This window comes from Pedobacter sp. PF22-3 (assembly GCF_026239555.1).
Classification (GTDB): domain Bacteria; phylum Bacteroidota; class Bacteroidia; order Sphingobacteriales; family Sphingobacteriaceae; genus Pedobacter.
Window position 1 is genome coordinate 261480 of the sequence record NZ_JAPIVP010000001.1, and the last position, 15607, is coordinate 277086.

Below are 15607 nucleotides of genomic sequence, written 5' to 3' on the forward strand. Positions count from 1 at the left end.
ATTGGAGGGAACAAAATTAAAATTTTATTGCGTTAATAAGGAAAAATCGAGCTACATTTGAATACTTTAATTAAACGATATAAAACACTCATAATCAACTACAAAATATGCCGTATAAAGAAAGAGACATTAATAAAATGTATTATACCATGGGCGAGGTGACTGAAATGTTTAATGTTAACGCATCGCAGATCCGTTTTTATGAGAAGGAATTTGATATCCTCCAGCCCAAAAAAAACAAGAAGGGTAACCGTCTTTTTACGCCAGAAGATATTGAAAATCTAAAAATCATTTTTAATCTGGTTGATGAGAAAGGCTTTACCTTAAAAGGTGCTAAAGATTATTTAAAGAACAATAAAACAGGTGTTAGAGAGAATCAAAAGATTATTGATTCGTTAGAAAAACTGAAAGGCTTTTTAGTAAACCTTGCTGAAGAACTCTAATCACATATTTATCTTATATTACAATCCAATGTACATTTATGATAACTAAAGAAATACATTTTTTGTAGTTTTTTAATTATTTATCTATATTAGAAATACCAATACAAAAATCACCCTAATTTTTATTAACCAGTTAACCCCTGCTTATGAAAATATGGTGTGTATTATTGCCCGTCTCTTCTCCCTACTCTTCAGTTTCCAAAAAACATTTTGGTATAGTTTCACCTGTATTAACGGATAATCTGCTGTGGCAAACAATTCCTTCTGGAGAAACCTTTTTTCGTAGCCAAAACATAATCATTTCGTGGTTTACAGATCTTTATCATAAATTATTAATTGGAGGTAATTATGCATTAAAGATACTAACTGTTGCATTTGTAATGATCGGGTTTGTGGCAAATGCCCAAACCAATACGCAAGAGACAGATATACGTGATGTTTTGGAAAGTATGGCTGAAAATCTGCCGGATGATTACGATATGACCGAGCTAGTTGATGTACTGGAAAGATATCGTAAACACCCAATTAACCTGAATCGAACTTCTGTAGAAGAATTAAATACTTTGGTATTCTTATCTCCCCTACAGATTGCCAATTTCTTTACTTATATAAAGGAAAACGGTCCGCTTGCCGATGTGCTGGAATTACAAAGCATTGCTGGCTTTGATATTAAAACGATTCAAATGCTGCTCCCATTCGTAACATTAACCAATATCACGGAGTATCAGCAGCTCAGTTTTAAGAACCTCGTACACGCTGGTGAAAACGATCTGATGATGCGTTGGGCGCAAACTTTACAAAAACAAAAAGGCTATAACGATCTGCCTGGAAATAGGTATTTAGGTTCGCCAGAAAGATTTCAGATGCGATATCGGTATCAATACAGTTCAATTCTATCAGCAGCCCTTACGTTAGATAAAGATGCGGGAGAAAAATTTATCGGCAAGCCTTTCGATTTTTATTCAGGAAATATTGCCCTATTTAAATTGGGCAAATTAAAAAAAATGGTAGTTGGCGATTATACACAACAATTTGGCCAGGGTTTAACCTTATGGTCTGGTTTTTCTTTTGGTAAAGGTCCTGATGTAACGAGCGTAGCTAAAAAAGATTTGGGTTTAAGACCTTACAATTCTACCAACGAATATTCCTTTTTTAGAGGCGCCGCCGCAACAATTAATTTATTTAAAAATGTAGACATTACGCCTTTTATTTCATTCCGTAACCTTGATGCAAGTCAAAAGTTAGATGCTGAAGGAAATCTAGTTCAGTCTACGATCAATCAAACTGGCTTGCATAGAACGCCTACTGAACTTAAGAATAAAAGTGTTTTGGCACAGACCGCATTTGGTACAACCGTTCAATATTCCAACAATGACCTTGCTATTGGTGCAATTGCCTACCATACCATTTTTAAGAATAGTTTTATTACGCAAACAGCGGCTTACGACCGGTATAGTTTCACAGGAAAATCGCTGACCAATTTGGGCCTATTCTATAATTATACCTATAAAAATATGTACCTCTATGGTGAGGGAGCAAAAGGTTTAGGTGGCGGCTTTGCATATATTAATGGTATGCTGGTTAGTTTATCGTCATCAGTCTCTGCAGCCATAACCTATCGCAATTATGCCAAAGATTATCATAGTTTCTTTAATCAGGCTGTATCTGAATCGAGCGAAGCGGTAAACGAAAGGGGATTTTACGCAGGTTTAAATATTAATCCAAATAAATATTGGGCATTTTCTTTCTACGCTGATTTATTTCGGTTTCCCTGGTTAAAATACCGTGTTGATGAACCTTCAAAGGGCTACGAAGTTTTAGCTCAGGCCATTTATACGCCCAGCAAAACCTTTAAAATTTTAGTTCGGTTTAAATCAGAAAATAAGCAACAGAACACCGATCTGGATGTCCCTGTTAATTTTTTAGATGACGTAAAAAGAGAGGGCTACCGGGCAGAGACAAACTGGCAACTAAATAATAATTGGCACTTTCAAAACCGGCTGGAGGTTTCTCAATATAAAAAAGGAAGTGCAAAAAGGGAGTTTGGCTATCTTATTTATCAGGATGTAGATTATTCGCCAATGTTTGCTAAGCTTACTGGAAATGTACGATTTGCCTATTTCAATACGCCAAGTTATAACAGCAGAATTTACGCATATGAAGATGATGTTTTGTACAGTTTTGCTTTTGGAATGTACAACGGAAAAGGATTCAGGACCTACCTCAACATGAAATACAACATCATCAAAAAGCTAAATGTGTGGTTTCGCTATGGCTTGTTTATTTATAAGGATGTGGAAACAGTAGGCACCTATCTGGACGAAATAAAGGGTAATAAAAAATCGGAAGTTAAAATTCAGGTGCGCTATCAATTTTAATCCATGTTCAAGACCGAATATATTTTTGTAAGAATCCTGTTTCCCTTTATTTTGGGCATCTGTATTTTTTATTTCTTTCCGGCATTAGCATATGTTAAATGGTTGACCATCACCCTATCCGTAATTTTATTGATCCTTTTACTTTTAAATACTACTTATAAAAAGTTCAATGTATATCGTCACAGGGGCTTAGTTGGCACTTTAATTTACATGCTTTTTTTCAACCTTGGCAGTTTGTTTTGCCTGCTCAATAACGAAAGTTTAAACCAAAATTACTTTGCAAAAACCAGATGCGATTATTTAAAAGTTTGGGTCAATAATGAACCTCAGCAAAATGGCAATATTTTGCGATTTAAAGCAAATGTAATAGCTGGATATCTAAAAGATAAGCAGATAAGCTTGTCGGGCCAAATATTGCTTAACGTAAAATTAGATAGCCTAAAACCAATTAAATTAAAGTATGGCGACGAATTGATGATCTCGGTAAAATACACAGAAGTAGAACCTCCATATAATCCTGCAGAATTTGATTTTAAAGCCTGGTTGAGCAATCAGAATATTTATCATCAGGGATTTATAGATCAGAATCATATCGTGAGCACCAAAAACAATGTAGGTAATCCGATTATAAAAATGGCCTTGAACATAAGAGAAAAGCAAGTAGCAAAATACAGAAGCTTGATTAAGAGTGATGAAGCTTTTGCTGTAGCCTCTACTCTTATTTTAGGTTACCGTGCCGATTTAAGTAAAGAAACTTTATCGGCATATTCCAAAACAGGAACTATTCATGCTTTGTCGGTATCAGGGGCGCATGTAGCTATTATCTATGTCGTTTTAGATTTTATGTTCTTCTTTTTAAATAAGAACCGAGCATTAAGAATGATAAAATTACTGCTTATTTGCGCTCTGATCTGGGGATATGCCTTGCTCACCGGATTATCACCTTCTGTAGTCCGTTCAGCGATTATGATCAGCATTTTAATAACCGCTAAAGTTTTATCTAAAAAAACCAACAGTTATAATGTTTTGGCCTTTTCAGCATTTTGTCAACTCGTTTACAATCCATTTTTAACCTGGGATGTTGGATTTCAACTTTCTTACCTGGCCGTATTTGGATTAATTTATCTTCAGCCTAAAATATACAAGCTTTTTTACACTGAGCGTGTTTGGGTAGATAAATTATGGAGTTTTACCTCCATGTCTTTAGCGGCACAAATTGTCACGTTTCCATTGAGTATTTATTATTTTCATCAATTTCCGCTTTATTTTCTGTTGGCTAATCTTTTCATTACCATTCCATTAATATTAATGATGTATTTGGGGATTGGCGTATTAATCCCATCATTCAGGTTTCTGGCTCCGGTTTTCGAATGGATCATAAATTTTACCAACGCCGTGCTAAATTGGATCGCCAATTTACCATATGCAAGCTTTTCATCAATATGGATTAATCTGTCCGAATTTATATTATTGAGTTTCTCACTAGGCATCTTTATTTATGCATTGACCAAATTTAATAAAGCGCTTTTGTTTTCTTCATTATTTCTATTTGTTTGTTATCAACTTTTAATTCTGCGCGATGATCTGAAGGTTTTTAACCAGCGGAAAATCATTTTCTTTTCCCTGAGAAAAAATTACGCGGCTGCATTTATCAATGGAAAAGAAGCTGTTTTGGTTTCAGATTTAAATAGTGAAGATAAAAACTATACCTTTTCCGTTGAACCGGCATTATCTCAGCTGCAAGTAGACAAAATACGTTTGATCAGTTTCAAGAAAGATACTGTTTTAGGGCACTTTATATCCAAGAACAGCCAGATTGTCTTTTTTCAATATAAAATACTCTTGATTGATGAAAATCTGAATAACAAAGAGGTAAATGGAAGGGCTAACTTTTCGAGCATATGGTTAAGTGGAAATACAAAATTTAATTTAGCCAAAATACACCCAGATGTAAAATATGAAACGGCAATAATAGATGCCACGAATAAAGATTATAAAATTCAGATCCTAAAAAAAGAAATGGAGAATAATAATAAAGATGTTTATATTTTAAAGAAAAATAAGGCATATTTGGTGCAACTAAGCCAATAACATGGAAAATCTGGTTTTATATCAGGTTGCTCAAAGAATAGCAACAATAACAATCAACAGGCCCGAAAAGAGAAATGCGCTAAACCCTCAACTTATTGCTGAATTAACTGAAGCATTTATAAAGGCATCAGAAGATGATCTGGTAAAAGTGGTTATACTAAACGCAAACGGTGAAACATTTAGCGCTGGTGCCGATTTAGCCTATCTTCAACAATTACAACACAATACATTTGAAGAAAACGTAGCCGATTCCAATCATCTAAAAAAACTCTTTACAACCATTTACTATCTGCCAAAAGTAGTTATTGCCCAGGTTGAGGGGCATGCTATTGCCGGTGGTTGTGGTTTAGCAACCATATGTGATATTGTTTTTGCTACTCCTGAAAGTAATTTTGGTTACACTGAAGTAAAAATTGGTTTTGTGCCTGCTATAGTTTCATGTTTTTTAAAACAGAAGGTGAGCGAGTCGATCGCCAAGGAAATTTTACTCACCGGAAAAATTTTCTCTGCTGAGCAGGCATTGAAATATAATTTGATAAATTTTGTAACAAATTCTTCCGATATCTATCAAAAAACAAGAGAATTTGCATTAAGTTTGTGTACGGAGAGTTCTGGCAATTCATTAATGATTACTAAACAGCTGATTACCCAAACGGTTAATCCACACTTAGAAAAGAGTTTGGAAACCGCAGTACAGATCAATGCGAGGGTAAGAGAAAGTGAGGATTTTAAAAAAGGGATTTCTTCATTTTTAAAAAAAGAAAAAATTAATTGGTAAATAACTTAAACTAAAATAAAACATGTTCAAATCAATCAAAACTAGCATCGTAGCTTTAATCTTAGTTAGCACAGCTATAATTGCCCATGCGCAAAAGAAAATTGCTGAAGGTACTTTGGTATTTGCTGTAACTGCCAATGGTACAACAACTGACGTTAAAACTAAATTTAATGGAAGCTTAACCAAAATAGAAATTGAAAATGGTCCTGCCTTAGTAAATATCATTTCTAATACGGCTGATAAAACCGGATTATTATTAATTGATGTTCCGGTAGCTCAAAAACAATTTGCAGTAAAGGTGAGCAAAGCAGAAACAGAAACACAGGAAGCTTTGATGCCGAAATATTCTGATTATAAAGCAACTGGCGAAAAACAGACCATTGCTGGATTTAATGCAGAAAAATATACTTACAAAGATGACAAAGGCGGAGCACATGAATTATGGGCAACAAAAGATGTTGATATTGCTGCAATTACAACTGGTGGTCTCTTTAAAGGCTTGGGTGCACTTCCTGTAAAATATTCGGCATTGATTAATGGTGTAAATTCAGATCTTGTTTTAAAATCTCTTTCTGAAGCCAAAGTAGGCGTCATTAATACTGAAGTTCCTGCCGGTTACGAAGTAGTAACTATGGAAGACTTGAAAGCCATGCAAGGCGGTGGTGAATAATTAGCCAATTCAAGGTAATTTACAGCTTTTTAACTGCAGGCTTTTTATTTAAATTAGCCCGAAAGTTGAAAAGCTTTTTTTATGTCCAAAAATTATATATGATTAAAAAATTATTATTCAGATTATCAGTTGCTTGTATAGCATTTTGCTCGCTAATTGATGCAAAAGCTCAAAATATCAATTGGGCAAAAGACGGTAATTCCTACTATCAGATTGCAAATGGAGAAATTATTTCGGTTACCCTCCCTAAAAGCGACAGAAAAACAATTATATCCAGGGCGCTTTTAACACCAGCCGGAAAAGCTAATGCCATTCCGGTAAGGAGCTTTCAACTGTCGGATGATGGTACAAAAGCATTAATCTACACCAACAGTAAAAAAGTTTGGCGTTATGATACCCGTGGCGATTATTGGTTGGCTGATTTAACAGCTAACAAAATCACACAGATCGGAAAAGATAAGCCGGCCTCGTCCTTGATGTTTGCTAAATTATCGCCAGATGGCAGTAAGGTAGCCTATGTAAGCAAGCACAACCTATACGTAGAAAATATTGATGGCACTGGTGCCAAAGCTTTAACTATGGATGGTACAGAACGATTGATTAACGGTACTTTCGATTGGGTTTACGAGGAAGAATTCGATTGTAGGGATGGCTTTAGATGGAGCCCTGATGGTAGATCTATCGCCTATTGGCAGCTGGATGCAACGAAAATCAAAAATTTCTTAATGATCAATAATACCGATTCTATTTATCCATTTACCATTCCTGTAGAATATCCAAAAGTAGGCGAAAATCCTTCTGCCTGCAAAGTTGGCGTAGTTGATATTGCAACAGCCAAAACAAACTGGCTAAATGTTCCTGGCGATAATATGCAGCACTACATTCCACGTATGCAGTGGGTACCCAATAGTAATGATATTATTTTACAACAACTTAACCGTGAGCAAAATGAGAGTATAGTATTTATCTGCAATGCAGCTACAGGATCATCCAAGGCTGTTTATACAGAAAAAGCTAAAGCCTGGATTGATGCACAGAATGAATGGAAATGGTTAAATGACAATAAGGAGTTTACCATTGTATCCGACAAAGATGGTTGGAACCACCTATATAGGATTAGTTTGGATGGAAAGAAAGAAACATTGGTTACAAAGGGCAATTATGATGTGATTGACGTAAAATTGATTGATGTAAAAAATAACCTGGTTTATTTTCTGGCCTCACCAACAAATGCGACTCAGAAATACCTTTTTAAAACTAAATTAGATGGCAAAGGCAAATTAGAACAGGTTACGCCATCTGTTTTACCAGGAACGCACAATTACGATATTTCACCTAACGCTGCTTTTGCACGCCATTCGTACAACAGTTCGGTTGTTAGATCCATTACAGAGTGGATGAACTTTACTACCGGGAATCCATTTACAATGGATGGAAGCATCACAACGCAACTGGCGAAACAACCGGCAACGAAAAACAAAGTGGAGTTTTTTAAAGTAACTACCGAAGATGGGATTGAAATGGACGGATGGATGAAAAAGCCTGACAATTTTAATCCAGATAAGAAATACCCGGTTTTATTTTATGTTTATGGGGAGCCCGCAGGTGCAACGGCAAGTGATGTTGAGGGCGCAGGTATAAATCATTTATACAATGGCGATATGGCTAAAGATGGTTATATCTATATATCAATGGATAACAGAGGTGCACCTGTTCCGAAAGGAAGTGCATGGCGTAAAAGCATTTATAAAAACATTGGTGTAATTAATATCCGCGATCAAGCTATGGCTGCTAAAAAATTATTGGCCACCCATGCCTATATGGATAAAGACCGTGTAGCTGTTTGGGGCTGGAGTGGAGGCGGTTCTTCTACGTTGAACCTGATGTTCCAATATCCAGAGATTTATAAAACAGGTATTGCAATTGCAGCGGTTGGTAATCAATTAACTTACGACAATGTTTATCAGGAACGGTATATGGGCACCCCTTTTCCAAGCAAAGAGGCTTATATTAAAGGTTCTCCAATTACTCATGCTAAAAACTTAAAAGGTAATTTGTTATATATTCATGGAACTGGCGATGATAATGTACATTACCAAAATGCCGAAATGCTGATTAATGAGTTAATCAAAAACGGAAAGGTTTTTCAATTGATGAGTTATCCAAATCGTACCCACAGTATTTCTGAGGGCGAAGGAACCAGTAAACACTTGTCTTTAACTTATACTAAGTTTCTAAAAGAAAATTGCCCTCCGGGAGCAAGATAGAAAATTTTAAAAGCAGCTTTCGGGCTGCTTTTTTTATGCAATATCTATTTTAAATTCCTTATCTGGTCAAAAAAATGGCTAAAGGTTGATGTAGTTATGCCAGTATAAAGATAACGAATCTTTCAAGCTGTTGAGCTGTTATGAAAAAATCATCATTTGAATAAGCATGGCAGTTACAATGGCTATACCAAAGCTTAACAAAGTTCCAATCAGTACATATTCTGTTAATTTAAGATCGTGTTTTTCTTTTAAATCACCGAACCGAAATATCGATTTTGCTGCAAGTAAAAAACCAACGGCCTCAAAATGATTGGTAAGAATAAACAGAAAAATCAATGTTCTTTCCAATATCCCGATATATTTTCCCGCATTCTCTAATGATTTTGGGCTGTCAGGCTGATTATCCGGAATCCATTTAGCAATGATTACCTTCATTATAATTGATGTAGGCAGAGTTAAAAACAAAGCACCAGAAATTAATACCCAGGTATGCGGATTATTTAAAAAACCAATATTTAAACTTCCTTTGTAGAAAAGGTGCCATACCGCTACAATTGAGCTAAAATGCAAAACCTGATCGGCAAAAAACAGTATCCGGGCATTTTTGTTGGTTTGAAAGGTAGATTTTAATCCGTCAATAATCAAATGGATTACACCTATTATTAATGCCGTTTTCCAGACATCAAAACTTAAAAAAACAACAAATATTAAAGCTACATGTATCATTACATGTAAATAGAGCTTGGTTGATTTTAACTTTCTCCTTTCCTTGTCTTTTACCCAGGTATTTGGCTGCAAAAAGAAATCGCCAATTAAATGGGCAAGAATAAGCTTGATTAAATAGATATCCATTATTTTAAAATCATTTGGTTCAATTTTTTACGATAAATCCTGTCCATTTCCATAATTTCGGTGTAATGTGCACGTTTTAATGCCTCACTTACAGATGATTGTGTCCGGCCAGAAATAGCTGCCAGTTCGCTCTGCAACAAGTCGTTATTTTCCAATGCAAGTTTTACCATTTCTGCAGCTACCACTCCCCAGCTATCCATTGCAATGAGAGATAACTTGATCAAAACGTTAATTTCTTCGTCAAAATCGGCAGAATTTGTTTTAACAGCTAAATTAACCTTGCCCTGTTTTAAACTATCAAAAGCTGCCCCTGAATGCACAAAAGCATCTCCACTGGATTCGGAAAGCTTTTTCCGTTTGTTTTTTAGATCTCCAATCCCGATCCCCATTCTTACATCTGCGGGTTTATCTACCTTAATGCACGCTTTTAAATAGGCCGCGGTTTTGATGGCATTTTCCGGCTCTACTTCTAACTGAAAACTATCTCCCCGATAGATTTCCCACTTATGGCTACGACCAGAAACCACTTTTAAGGCGGTTTTTAAATTTAATAACCAGCTATCTTTAATCTTTCTTGAGCCTATAATATCACCTGTTATAATGCAAATCATATGACAATATCGAATTAATTATTCATATTTCAAAAATAATATCGGCTAATTAGCCGATATTTCCATTTATCGGGTATTTAGCCGATATTTTAATTTATCGGGTAATTAGCCGATAATACGCTAAAACTAATTATAAATTTTATTGTTTATTAGCTATGGCATTAATAGAATTTACCAAAAGAGGAATCTACTGTAAACAGGGCGATTTTTATGTAGATCCCTGGTGGCCTGTAGATTATGCCGTAACCACACATGGACATAGCGATCATGTGCGTTTTGGAAACAAATATTACCTCTGTCATACTTTAACCAAACCCATCATCAAACGCAGAATCAGTGAAGATTTAAATGTAGAAACACTGGAGTATGGAGAAAGCATTACCCGTAATGGCGTAAATATTTCTTTTTTTCCTGCCGGGCACATTATTGGCTCTGCACAGGTACGCCTGGAATATAAAGGTGAAATCTGCGTCATCTCTGGTGATTATAAAATTGAAGATGATGGCATCACAGTGCCATTCGAACCTGTAAAATGCCATTCTTTTGTTTCAGAAAGCACTTTTGGACTACCAGTTTACAAATGGCAAAAACAGGAAATTGTTTTCAATGGAATTAAGAATTGGGTAAATGATAACATCAATCAACAGAAAACAAGTGTATTAATTGCCTATAGTTTGGGCAAAGCACAGCGTTTAATTAAAAACCTGGCTGGTGATACCCCTATTTATGTACATAATAGCATTGCCAACCTTAACGAGGTGATTATAGAAGCTGGTGTAAACCTTCCAAAAACCATTAGGATTACCCCTGAAACTACCAAAGATGAGTTACAGAAAGGAATTGTAATTGTACCGCCAGCCATGCGCGATAGCCGATGGATCAAAAACTTATCCCACCCGGTTACCGGTATATGTTCAGGCTGGATGCAGGTAAGGGCACATCGCCGCTGGCAGAGTGCTGACGCTGGTTTTGCACTGAGTGATCATGCAGATTGGCCAGGTTTAATGGAAGCCATTACCGCAACAGGTGCCGAAAAAGTATATGTTACCCATGGTTTTACAGCTGCTTTTAGTCGCTTTTTAAATGATGAAGGTATAGAAGCGGCAGAAGTTTTAACCAAGTTTGGCCAGGAAGATGACGAAGAAAACAAAGTTGATTTAGCTGAGCAAAACGAAAATAAATAGCCATGAAACGTTTTGCAAAACTGATCCAACAGCTCGAACTGAGCAATAAAACCAATGATAAAATCGCGGCTCTGGTTGATTATTTCAATTATGCAGACGATAAAGACAAAGTGTGGGTAATCGCCTTATTTACGGGTAAAAAACCTAAAAGACCAATTAAATCAGCTTTGTTGAAATATTGGGCGATAGCTATTACCGAAACTCCTGAATGGCTATTTGCCGAAAGTTATGCCAATGTTGGAGATTTAAGTGAAACCATTGCTTTATTGTTGCCTCCTTCCGAAAACACATCAGATTTTCAATTGCATAAGTGGGTTGAAGACTTGCACGATTTAGAAGGTAAAGATGATGAAACCAAAAAAGATTTTATTTTAAGTGCATGGAACAAACTCGAAACTCAAGAACGTTTTATTTTTAACAAACTGATTTCGGGCAATTTCAGGATCGGTGTTTCCAATAAAATGTTGGTGAATGCCCTGGCCAAACAAAGCAGCTTAGATAGTGCCCAGATTATGCACAGCATTATGGGAAAATGGAATCCTTACGAAATTACTTTTCACGAACTGATTAACGGTATCCATGTAAATACAGATAATTCCTGGCCTTACCCCTTTTGCCTAGCGTATGCCTTAGAGCAAGAACCCGAAAAACTGGGAGATATTTCTGAATGGCAGGCAGAATGGAAATGGGACGGTATCCGTGGGCAGATTGTAAAGCGGAACGGAGAACTCTTTATCTGGAGCCGTGGCGAGGAGCTGGTTACAGAACAGTTTCCCGAATTGCATTTTATGATCGATGTTTTGCCAGATGGCGTAGTTTTAGACGGCGAAATACTGGCAGTACAAGATAAACAGGTTTTATCATTTAGCACATTACAACAGCGTTTAAACCGCAAAACGATTAATAAAAAACAATTGGAAGATGCACCCATTGGATTTTTTGTTTATGATATTTTAGAGTATGAAGCCAGGGATTTTAGGGAAGAACCGTTAAGTGTAAGGCGTAAGACACTGGAACAATTGATCGGTAGTTTGGAGGAAAGTCCGGTGATTATATCTCCTGTGATCAACTGCAGCTCATGGAAAGAGTTGGCAGATTTAAGACAAACCTCGCGTTCGATAAACAGTGAGGGCATCATGCTTAAAAAGCTAACTTCTCATTATCACAGCGGAAGAAAACGTGGCGATTGGTGGAAATGGAAAATTAATCCGTATACGGTTGATGCGGTAATGATCTATGCGCAAAAAGGAAGTGGCAGAAGGGCTAATTTTTTCACTGATTATACCTTTGCTGTTCGTGATGGTGAAAATTTAGTGACGATTGCCAAAGCCTATTCTGGCTTAACTGATAAAGAAATTAAAGAAGTAAATTCTTTTGTAAACCGTAATGCAATTGAAAAATTCGGGCCTGTACGTACCGTAAAACCTGAACTGGTTTTCGAAATTGCCTTTGAAGGAATTGCTGAAAGTAAACGACATAAAGCAGGTTTAGCTTTACGCTTTCCGCGCATATTGCGATGGCGAAAAGATAAAAAAGCAGATGAAATTAACACTTTGGAAGACTTGAGGCAGTTGCTGCAATCTACCCTATAGTGCCGCCATGGTCTGTGTCCCCACAGACCATTACATCAACTTGAAGATTTCGGTCTGTGAGGACGCAGACCGAGGAGTTGTTGCAAAAAAGGTAAAGCGTATGGTGGGGCTACTGTAAAAAAAGAACTACTGTTATTGCTTTTCAAAACAATAAAGCTTATCAATATAAAACCTATAAGGAAATAAATTGCATGGACCAAACCAAAACCAAAGGTTATAAAAAGATAAAAGCCTGGTTAAAGGCAAATAAACGCAGGCCTTTTCAATTTCAGGAAGATGCCTGGCAGTATTATCTTGATGGCTATAGCGGTTTGGTAAACGCACCTACGGGTTTCGGAAAAACATTTTCACTTTTTTTGGCTGTCGTAATTGAAGCTTTAAACGCCTCTGAAGCGAACAACAAAAAAGCGAAAGACCGCTTGCAATTGATCTGGATTACACCACTCCGATCTTTAGCCAAAGATATTGCCAGGGCGATGCGGGAAACTTTATTGGAACTGGAGTTGGATTGGCACGTAGGCGTTCGCAATGGCGATACTTCGCAAGCAGAAAAATTACAGCAGAAAAAATCGATGCCTGAAATTTTATTGATTACTCCGGAAAGCATGCATCTGTTGCTGGCACAAAAAGGCTCGTCAACCCTATTCAGGAATCTTAAATGTATCGTTGCGGATGAATGGCATGAACTTTTAGGCAGCAAACGGGGTGTACTGGTTGAGTTGGCCGTTTCTCGCATTAAAGGCTTGCAAAAGCTAGAAAAAAACCAGTTTTTAAGAATCTGGGGAATCTCAGCAACAATTGGAAATATTGAGGAGGCTTTAGATGTATTAGAGCCAAATATAACAGCCAAAAGAATTATTGTTAAGGCCGATCTGGAAAAGAAAATCCAGATCAAATCAATCTTACCTGATGATATTGAAACATTGCCCTGGGCCGGGCATTTGGGCTTGAAACTAGCCTATAAACTTTTGCCAATTATCGAAAAAAGTAAAACGACCTTAATTTTTATCAATACCCGGGGGCAATCGGAAATGTGGTACCAGCATTTGCTGAATATCGAACCCGAACTTGCCGGACGCATTGCCATCCATCATGGATCAATAGATTTCGAACTTCGCAACTGGATTGAAGAAGCATTACATACCGGACAGCTTAAAGCTGTTATTGCTACTTCATCGTTAGATTTGGGTGTAGATTTTAAACCTGTCGATACCGTAGTTCAGGTAGGATCGCCAAAAGGTGTTGCCAGGTTTTTACAAAGAGCAGGACGCTCTGGCCACTCCCCTCACGAAATCTCTAAAATATATTTTCTACCCACACATGCTTTAGAACTGGTTGAGGCGGCAGCGATTAAAGAAGCTGCCAAAACAAATAATATTGAGAGCCGTGAGCCCTTTATTATGGTATTTGATACTTTGATTCAGTATTTGGTTACGCTGGCCATAGGCGATGGATTTGATGATAAGATCATTTACGAGGAAATTAAGAATACCCATGCCTTTAAACTGATCTTACCTGAAGAATGGGCCTGGGTAATGCAATTCATCACCTCTGGAGGGGATAGTTTAAGTGCCTATACCGAGTTTAAAAAAGTAACGAAGGATGAAGACGGGCTTTGGAAGGTGAAGAGCAGGCAATTGGCCATGCGGCACAGGTTACATATTGGAACAATTGTAAGTGACGCCATGTTGAAAGTAAAATTCATTTCCGGTGGTTACATAGGCATGGTAGAAGAATATTTTGTGACCCGTTTGAAAGCTGGCGATAATTTCCGCCTGGCCGGGCGGGTTTTGGAATTTGTACAGGTAAAAGACATGACCGTTGTAGTACGGGTGAGTAAACAGAAAAATGCCATCTCTCCGAGCTGGAATGGCGGCCGCTTACCCCTATCTTCTAATTTAGGGTCTGTTTTAAGGAAAAAATATAACGAGGCTTTAGACAAAACCCATCAGGATGAGGAACTGGACTCCGTGTACCCACTATTTTTATTGCAAGAAAAACGTTCTCATGTACCCAAAAACGACGAATTACTGATAGAACTCATTAATAATAAAGAAGGTTTTCACCTCTTCGCCTATCCTTTTGAAGGCCGTTTGGTGCATGAGGTTTTGGCCGCGCTTGTAGCTTATCGCTTAAGTAAATTACTGCCTATCAGTTTTTCTATTGCCATGAATGACTATGGTTTTGAACTTTTGAGTGAAACGGAAATCCCTATGGACGAATCGATTGCTTACGAAGTTTTTTCACCTAAGAATTTAACTGAGGATATTACGCTGAGTATCAATTCAACTGAAATGGCCAGAAGGAAATTTAGAGATATTGCCTGCATATCCGGACTCGTTTTTCAGGGCTATCCTGGTAAATATGTAGCTAATAAACACCTGCAGTCATCTGCTGGTCTATTTTTTAATGTTTTTAGCGATTACGATAAACATAATTTACTTTTGCGACAGGCATATGATGAGGTTTTTTACCAACAATTGGAGGAACCCAGATTGGCAGCCGCTTTAGAAAGAATTCAGAATGGAGCGATTATTATCACCAATCCAAAAAGTTTTACACCGCTGTCTTTCCCTATTAAAGTAGACAGTTTACGTGAAAATATGAGTTCGGAAGAGTTAGAGCAGCGAATTGCCAGAATGAAAGCCGAAGCAGAGAGAATTAAATAGATCCATCTTCTTGTGACTCGTCGAAACCTAAAAGATTCTTCGACAGGTCTAAGAATGACAATAACATCGAAT

11 protein-coding genes are annotated in these 15607 nt (G+C 37.0%); 9 read left to right on the top strand and 2 right to left on the bottom strand.

The genetic code is table 11. From position 1 onward, the window contains the following. The first annotated feature begins 107 nt into the window (after positions 1 to 107). The 6 genes from OQX63_RS01150 (at position 108) to OQX63_RS01175 (ending at position 8627) form a co-directional block, all read left to right on the top strand. A complete protein-coding gene (locus tag OQX63_RS01150; RefSeq protein WP_029274329.1) occupies positions 108 to 443 on the top strand; it encodes a MerR family transcriptional regulator in 336 nt (111 codons plus the stop codon). A 146-nt stretch (positions 444 to 589) separates the two neighbouring features. Continuing rightward, the gene (locus OQX63_RS01155) at positions 590 to 2821 is read left to right on the top strand and encodes a helix-hairpin-helix domain-containing protein (RefSeq protein WP_265849059.1); all 2232 of its coding nucleotides are present in this window, start codon (positions 590 to 592) and stop codon (positions 2819 to 2821) included. A 3-nt stretch (positions 2822 to 2824) separates the two neighbouring features. Further along, complete coding sequence (locus OQX63_RS01160) at positions 2825 to 4912, top strand: ComEC/Rec2 family competence protein (protein WP_265849060.1); 2088 nt, start codon at positions 2825 to 2827, stop codon at positions 4910 to 4912. A gap of 1 nt (position 4913) precedes the next feature. Further along, on the top strand, positions 4914 to 5690 hold the full coding sequence (locus OQX63_RS01165) for an enoyl-CoA hydratase/isomerase family protein (protein ID WP_265849061.1): 777 nt from the start codon (positions 4914 to 4916) through the stop codon (positions 5688 to 5690). A gap of 22 nt (positions 5691 to 5712) precedes the next feature. Then, a complete protein-coding gene (locus OQX63_RS01170) occupies positions 5713 to 6360 on the top strand; it encodes a DUF4412 domain-containing protein (RefSeq protein ID WP_265849062.1) in 648 nt (215 codons plus the stop codon). A 98-nt stretch (positions 6361 to 6458) separates the two neighbouring features. Further along, positions 6459 to 8627 (top strand): S9 family peptidase, encoded by a 2169-nt coding sequence (locus tag OQX63_RS01175; RefSeq protein ID WP_265849063.1) that lies wholly within the window; start codon positions 6459 to 6461, stop codon positions 8625 to 8627. A 138-nt stretch (positions 8628 to 8765) separates the two neighbouring features. Here OQX63_RS01175 and OQX63_RS01180 read toward each other — a convergent pair whose 3' ends face one another. Both OQX63_RS01180 and OQX63_RS01185 read right to left on the bottom strand, forming a co-directional pair. Beyond that, entirely contained in the window at positions 8766 to 9479 is a 714-nt protein-coding gene (locus tag OQX63_RS01180; protein WP_265849064.1) for a DUF3307 domain-containing protein, read from the bottom strand. Next, complete coding sequence (locus OQX63_RS01185; RefSeq protein ID WP_265849065.1) at positions 9479 to 10090, bottom strand: SatD family protein; 612 nt, start codon at positions 10088 to 10090, stop codon at positions 9479 to 9481. Before OQX63_RS01185 ends, OQX63_RS01180 begins: the two co-directional genes overlap by 1 nt. 155 nt (positions 10091 to 10245) lie before the next feature. On the opposite strand from OQX63_RS01185, the gene OQX63_RS01190 reads away from it, so the two are divergent. The 3 genes from OQX63_RS01190 (at position 10246) to OQX63_RS01200 (ending at position 15535) form a co-directional block, all read left to right on the top strand. Then, the gene (locus OQX63_RS01190) at positions 10246 to 11274 is read left to right on the top strand and encodes a ligase-associated DNA damage response exonuclease (RefSeq protein WP_265849066.1); all 1029 of its coding nucleotides are present in this window, start codon (positions 10246 to 10248) and stop codon (positions 11272 to 11274) included. A gap of 2 nt (positions 11275 to 11276) precedes the next feature. Next, positions 11277 to 12866 carry an ATP-dependent DNA ligase gene (locus OQX63_RS01195; RefSeq protein ID WP_265849067.1) on the top strand — a complete coding sequence of 530 codons (1590 nt, stop codon included), beginning with the start codon at positions 11277 to 11279 and terminating at the stop codon, positions 12864 to 12866. A 191-nt stretch (positions 12867 to 13057) separates the two neighbouring features. Beyond that, positions 13058 to 15535, top strand: a complete 2478-nt coding sequence (locus OQX63_RS01200; protein ID WP_265849068.1) for a ligase-associated DNA damage response DEXH box helicase — start codon at positions 13058 to 13060, stop codon at positions 15533 to 15535. The last annotated feature ends 72 nt before the right edge of the window (positions 15536 to 15607 follow it).

Bases quoted from the DNA above. Each gene is read 5' to 3' on its own strand.
- OQX63_RS01200 (WP_265849068.1), top strand. From the start codon at position 13,058: ATGGACCAAACCAAAACCAAAGGTTATAAAAAGATAAAAGCCTGGTTA.
- OQX63_RS01165 (WP_265849061.1), top strand. From the start codon at position 4,914: ATGGAAAATCTGGTTTTATATCAGGTTGCTCAAAGAATAGCAACAATA.
- OQX63_RS01190 (WP_265849066.1), top strand. From the start codon at position 10,246: ATGGCATTAATAGAATTTACCAAAAGAGGAATCTACTGTAAACAGGGC.
- OQX63_RS01160 (WP_265849060.1), top strand. From the start codon at position 2,825: ATGTTCAAGACCGAATATATTTTTGTAAGAATCCTGTTTCCCTTTATT.
- OQX63_RS01155 (WP_265849059.1), top strand. From the start codon at position 590: ATGAAAATATGGTGTGTATTATTGCCCGTCTCTTCTCCCTACTCTTCA.
- OQX63_RS01175 (WP_265849063.1), top strand. From the start codon at position 6,459: ATGATTAAAAAATTATTATTCAGATTATCAGTTGCTTGTATAGCATTT.
- OQX63_RS01195 (WP_265849067.1), top strand. From the start codon at position 11,277: ATGAAACGTTTTGCAAAACTGATCCAACAGCTCGAACTGAGCAATAAA.
- OQX63_RS01170 (WP_265849062.1), top strand. From the start codon at position 5,713: ATGTTCAAATCAATCAAAACTAGCATCGTAGCTTTAATCTTAGTTAGC.
- OQX63_RS01150 (WP_029274329.1), top strand. From the start codon at position 108: ATGCCGTATAAAGAAAGAGACATTAATAAAATGTATTATACCATGGGC.
- OQX63_RS01180 (WP_265849064.1), bottom strand. From the start codon at position 9,479: ATGGATATCTATTTAATCAAGCTTATTCTTGCCCATTTAATTGGCGAT.
- OQX63_RS01185 (WP_265849065.1), bottom strand. From the start codon at position 10,090: ATGATTTGCATTATAACAGGTGATATTATAGGCTCAAGAAAGATTAAA.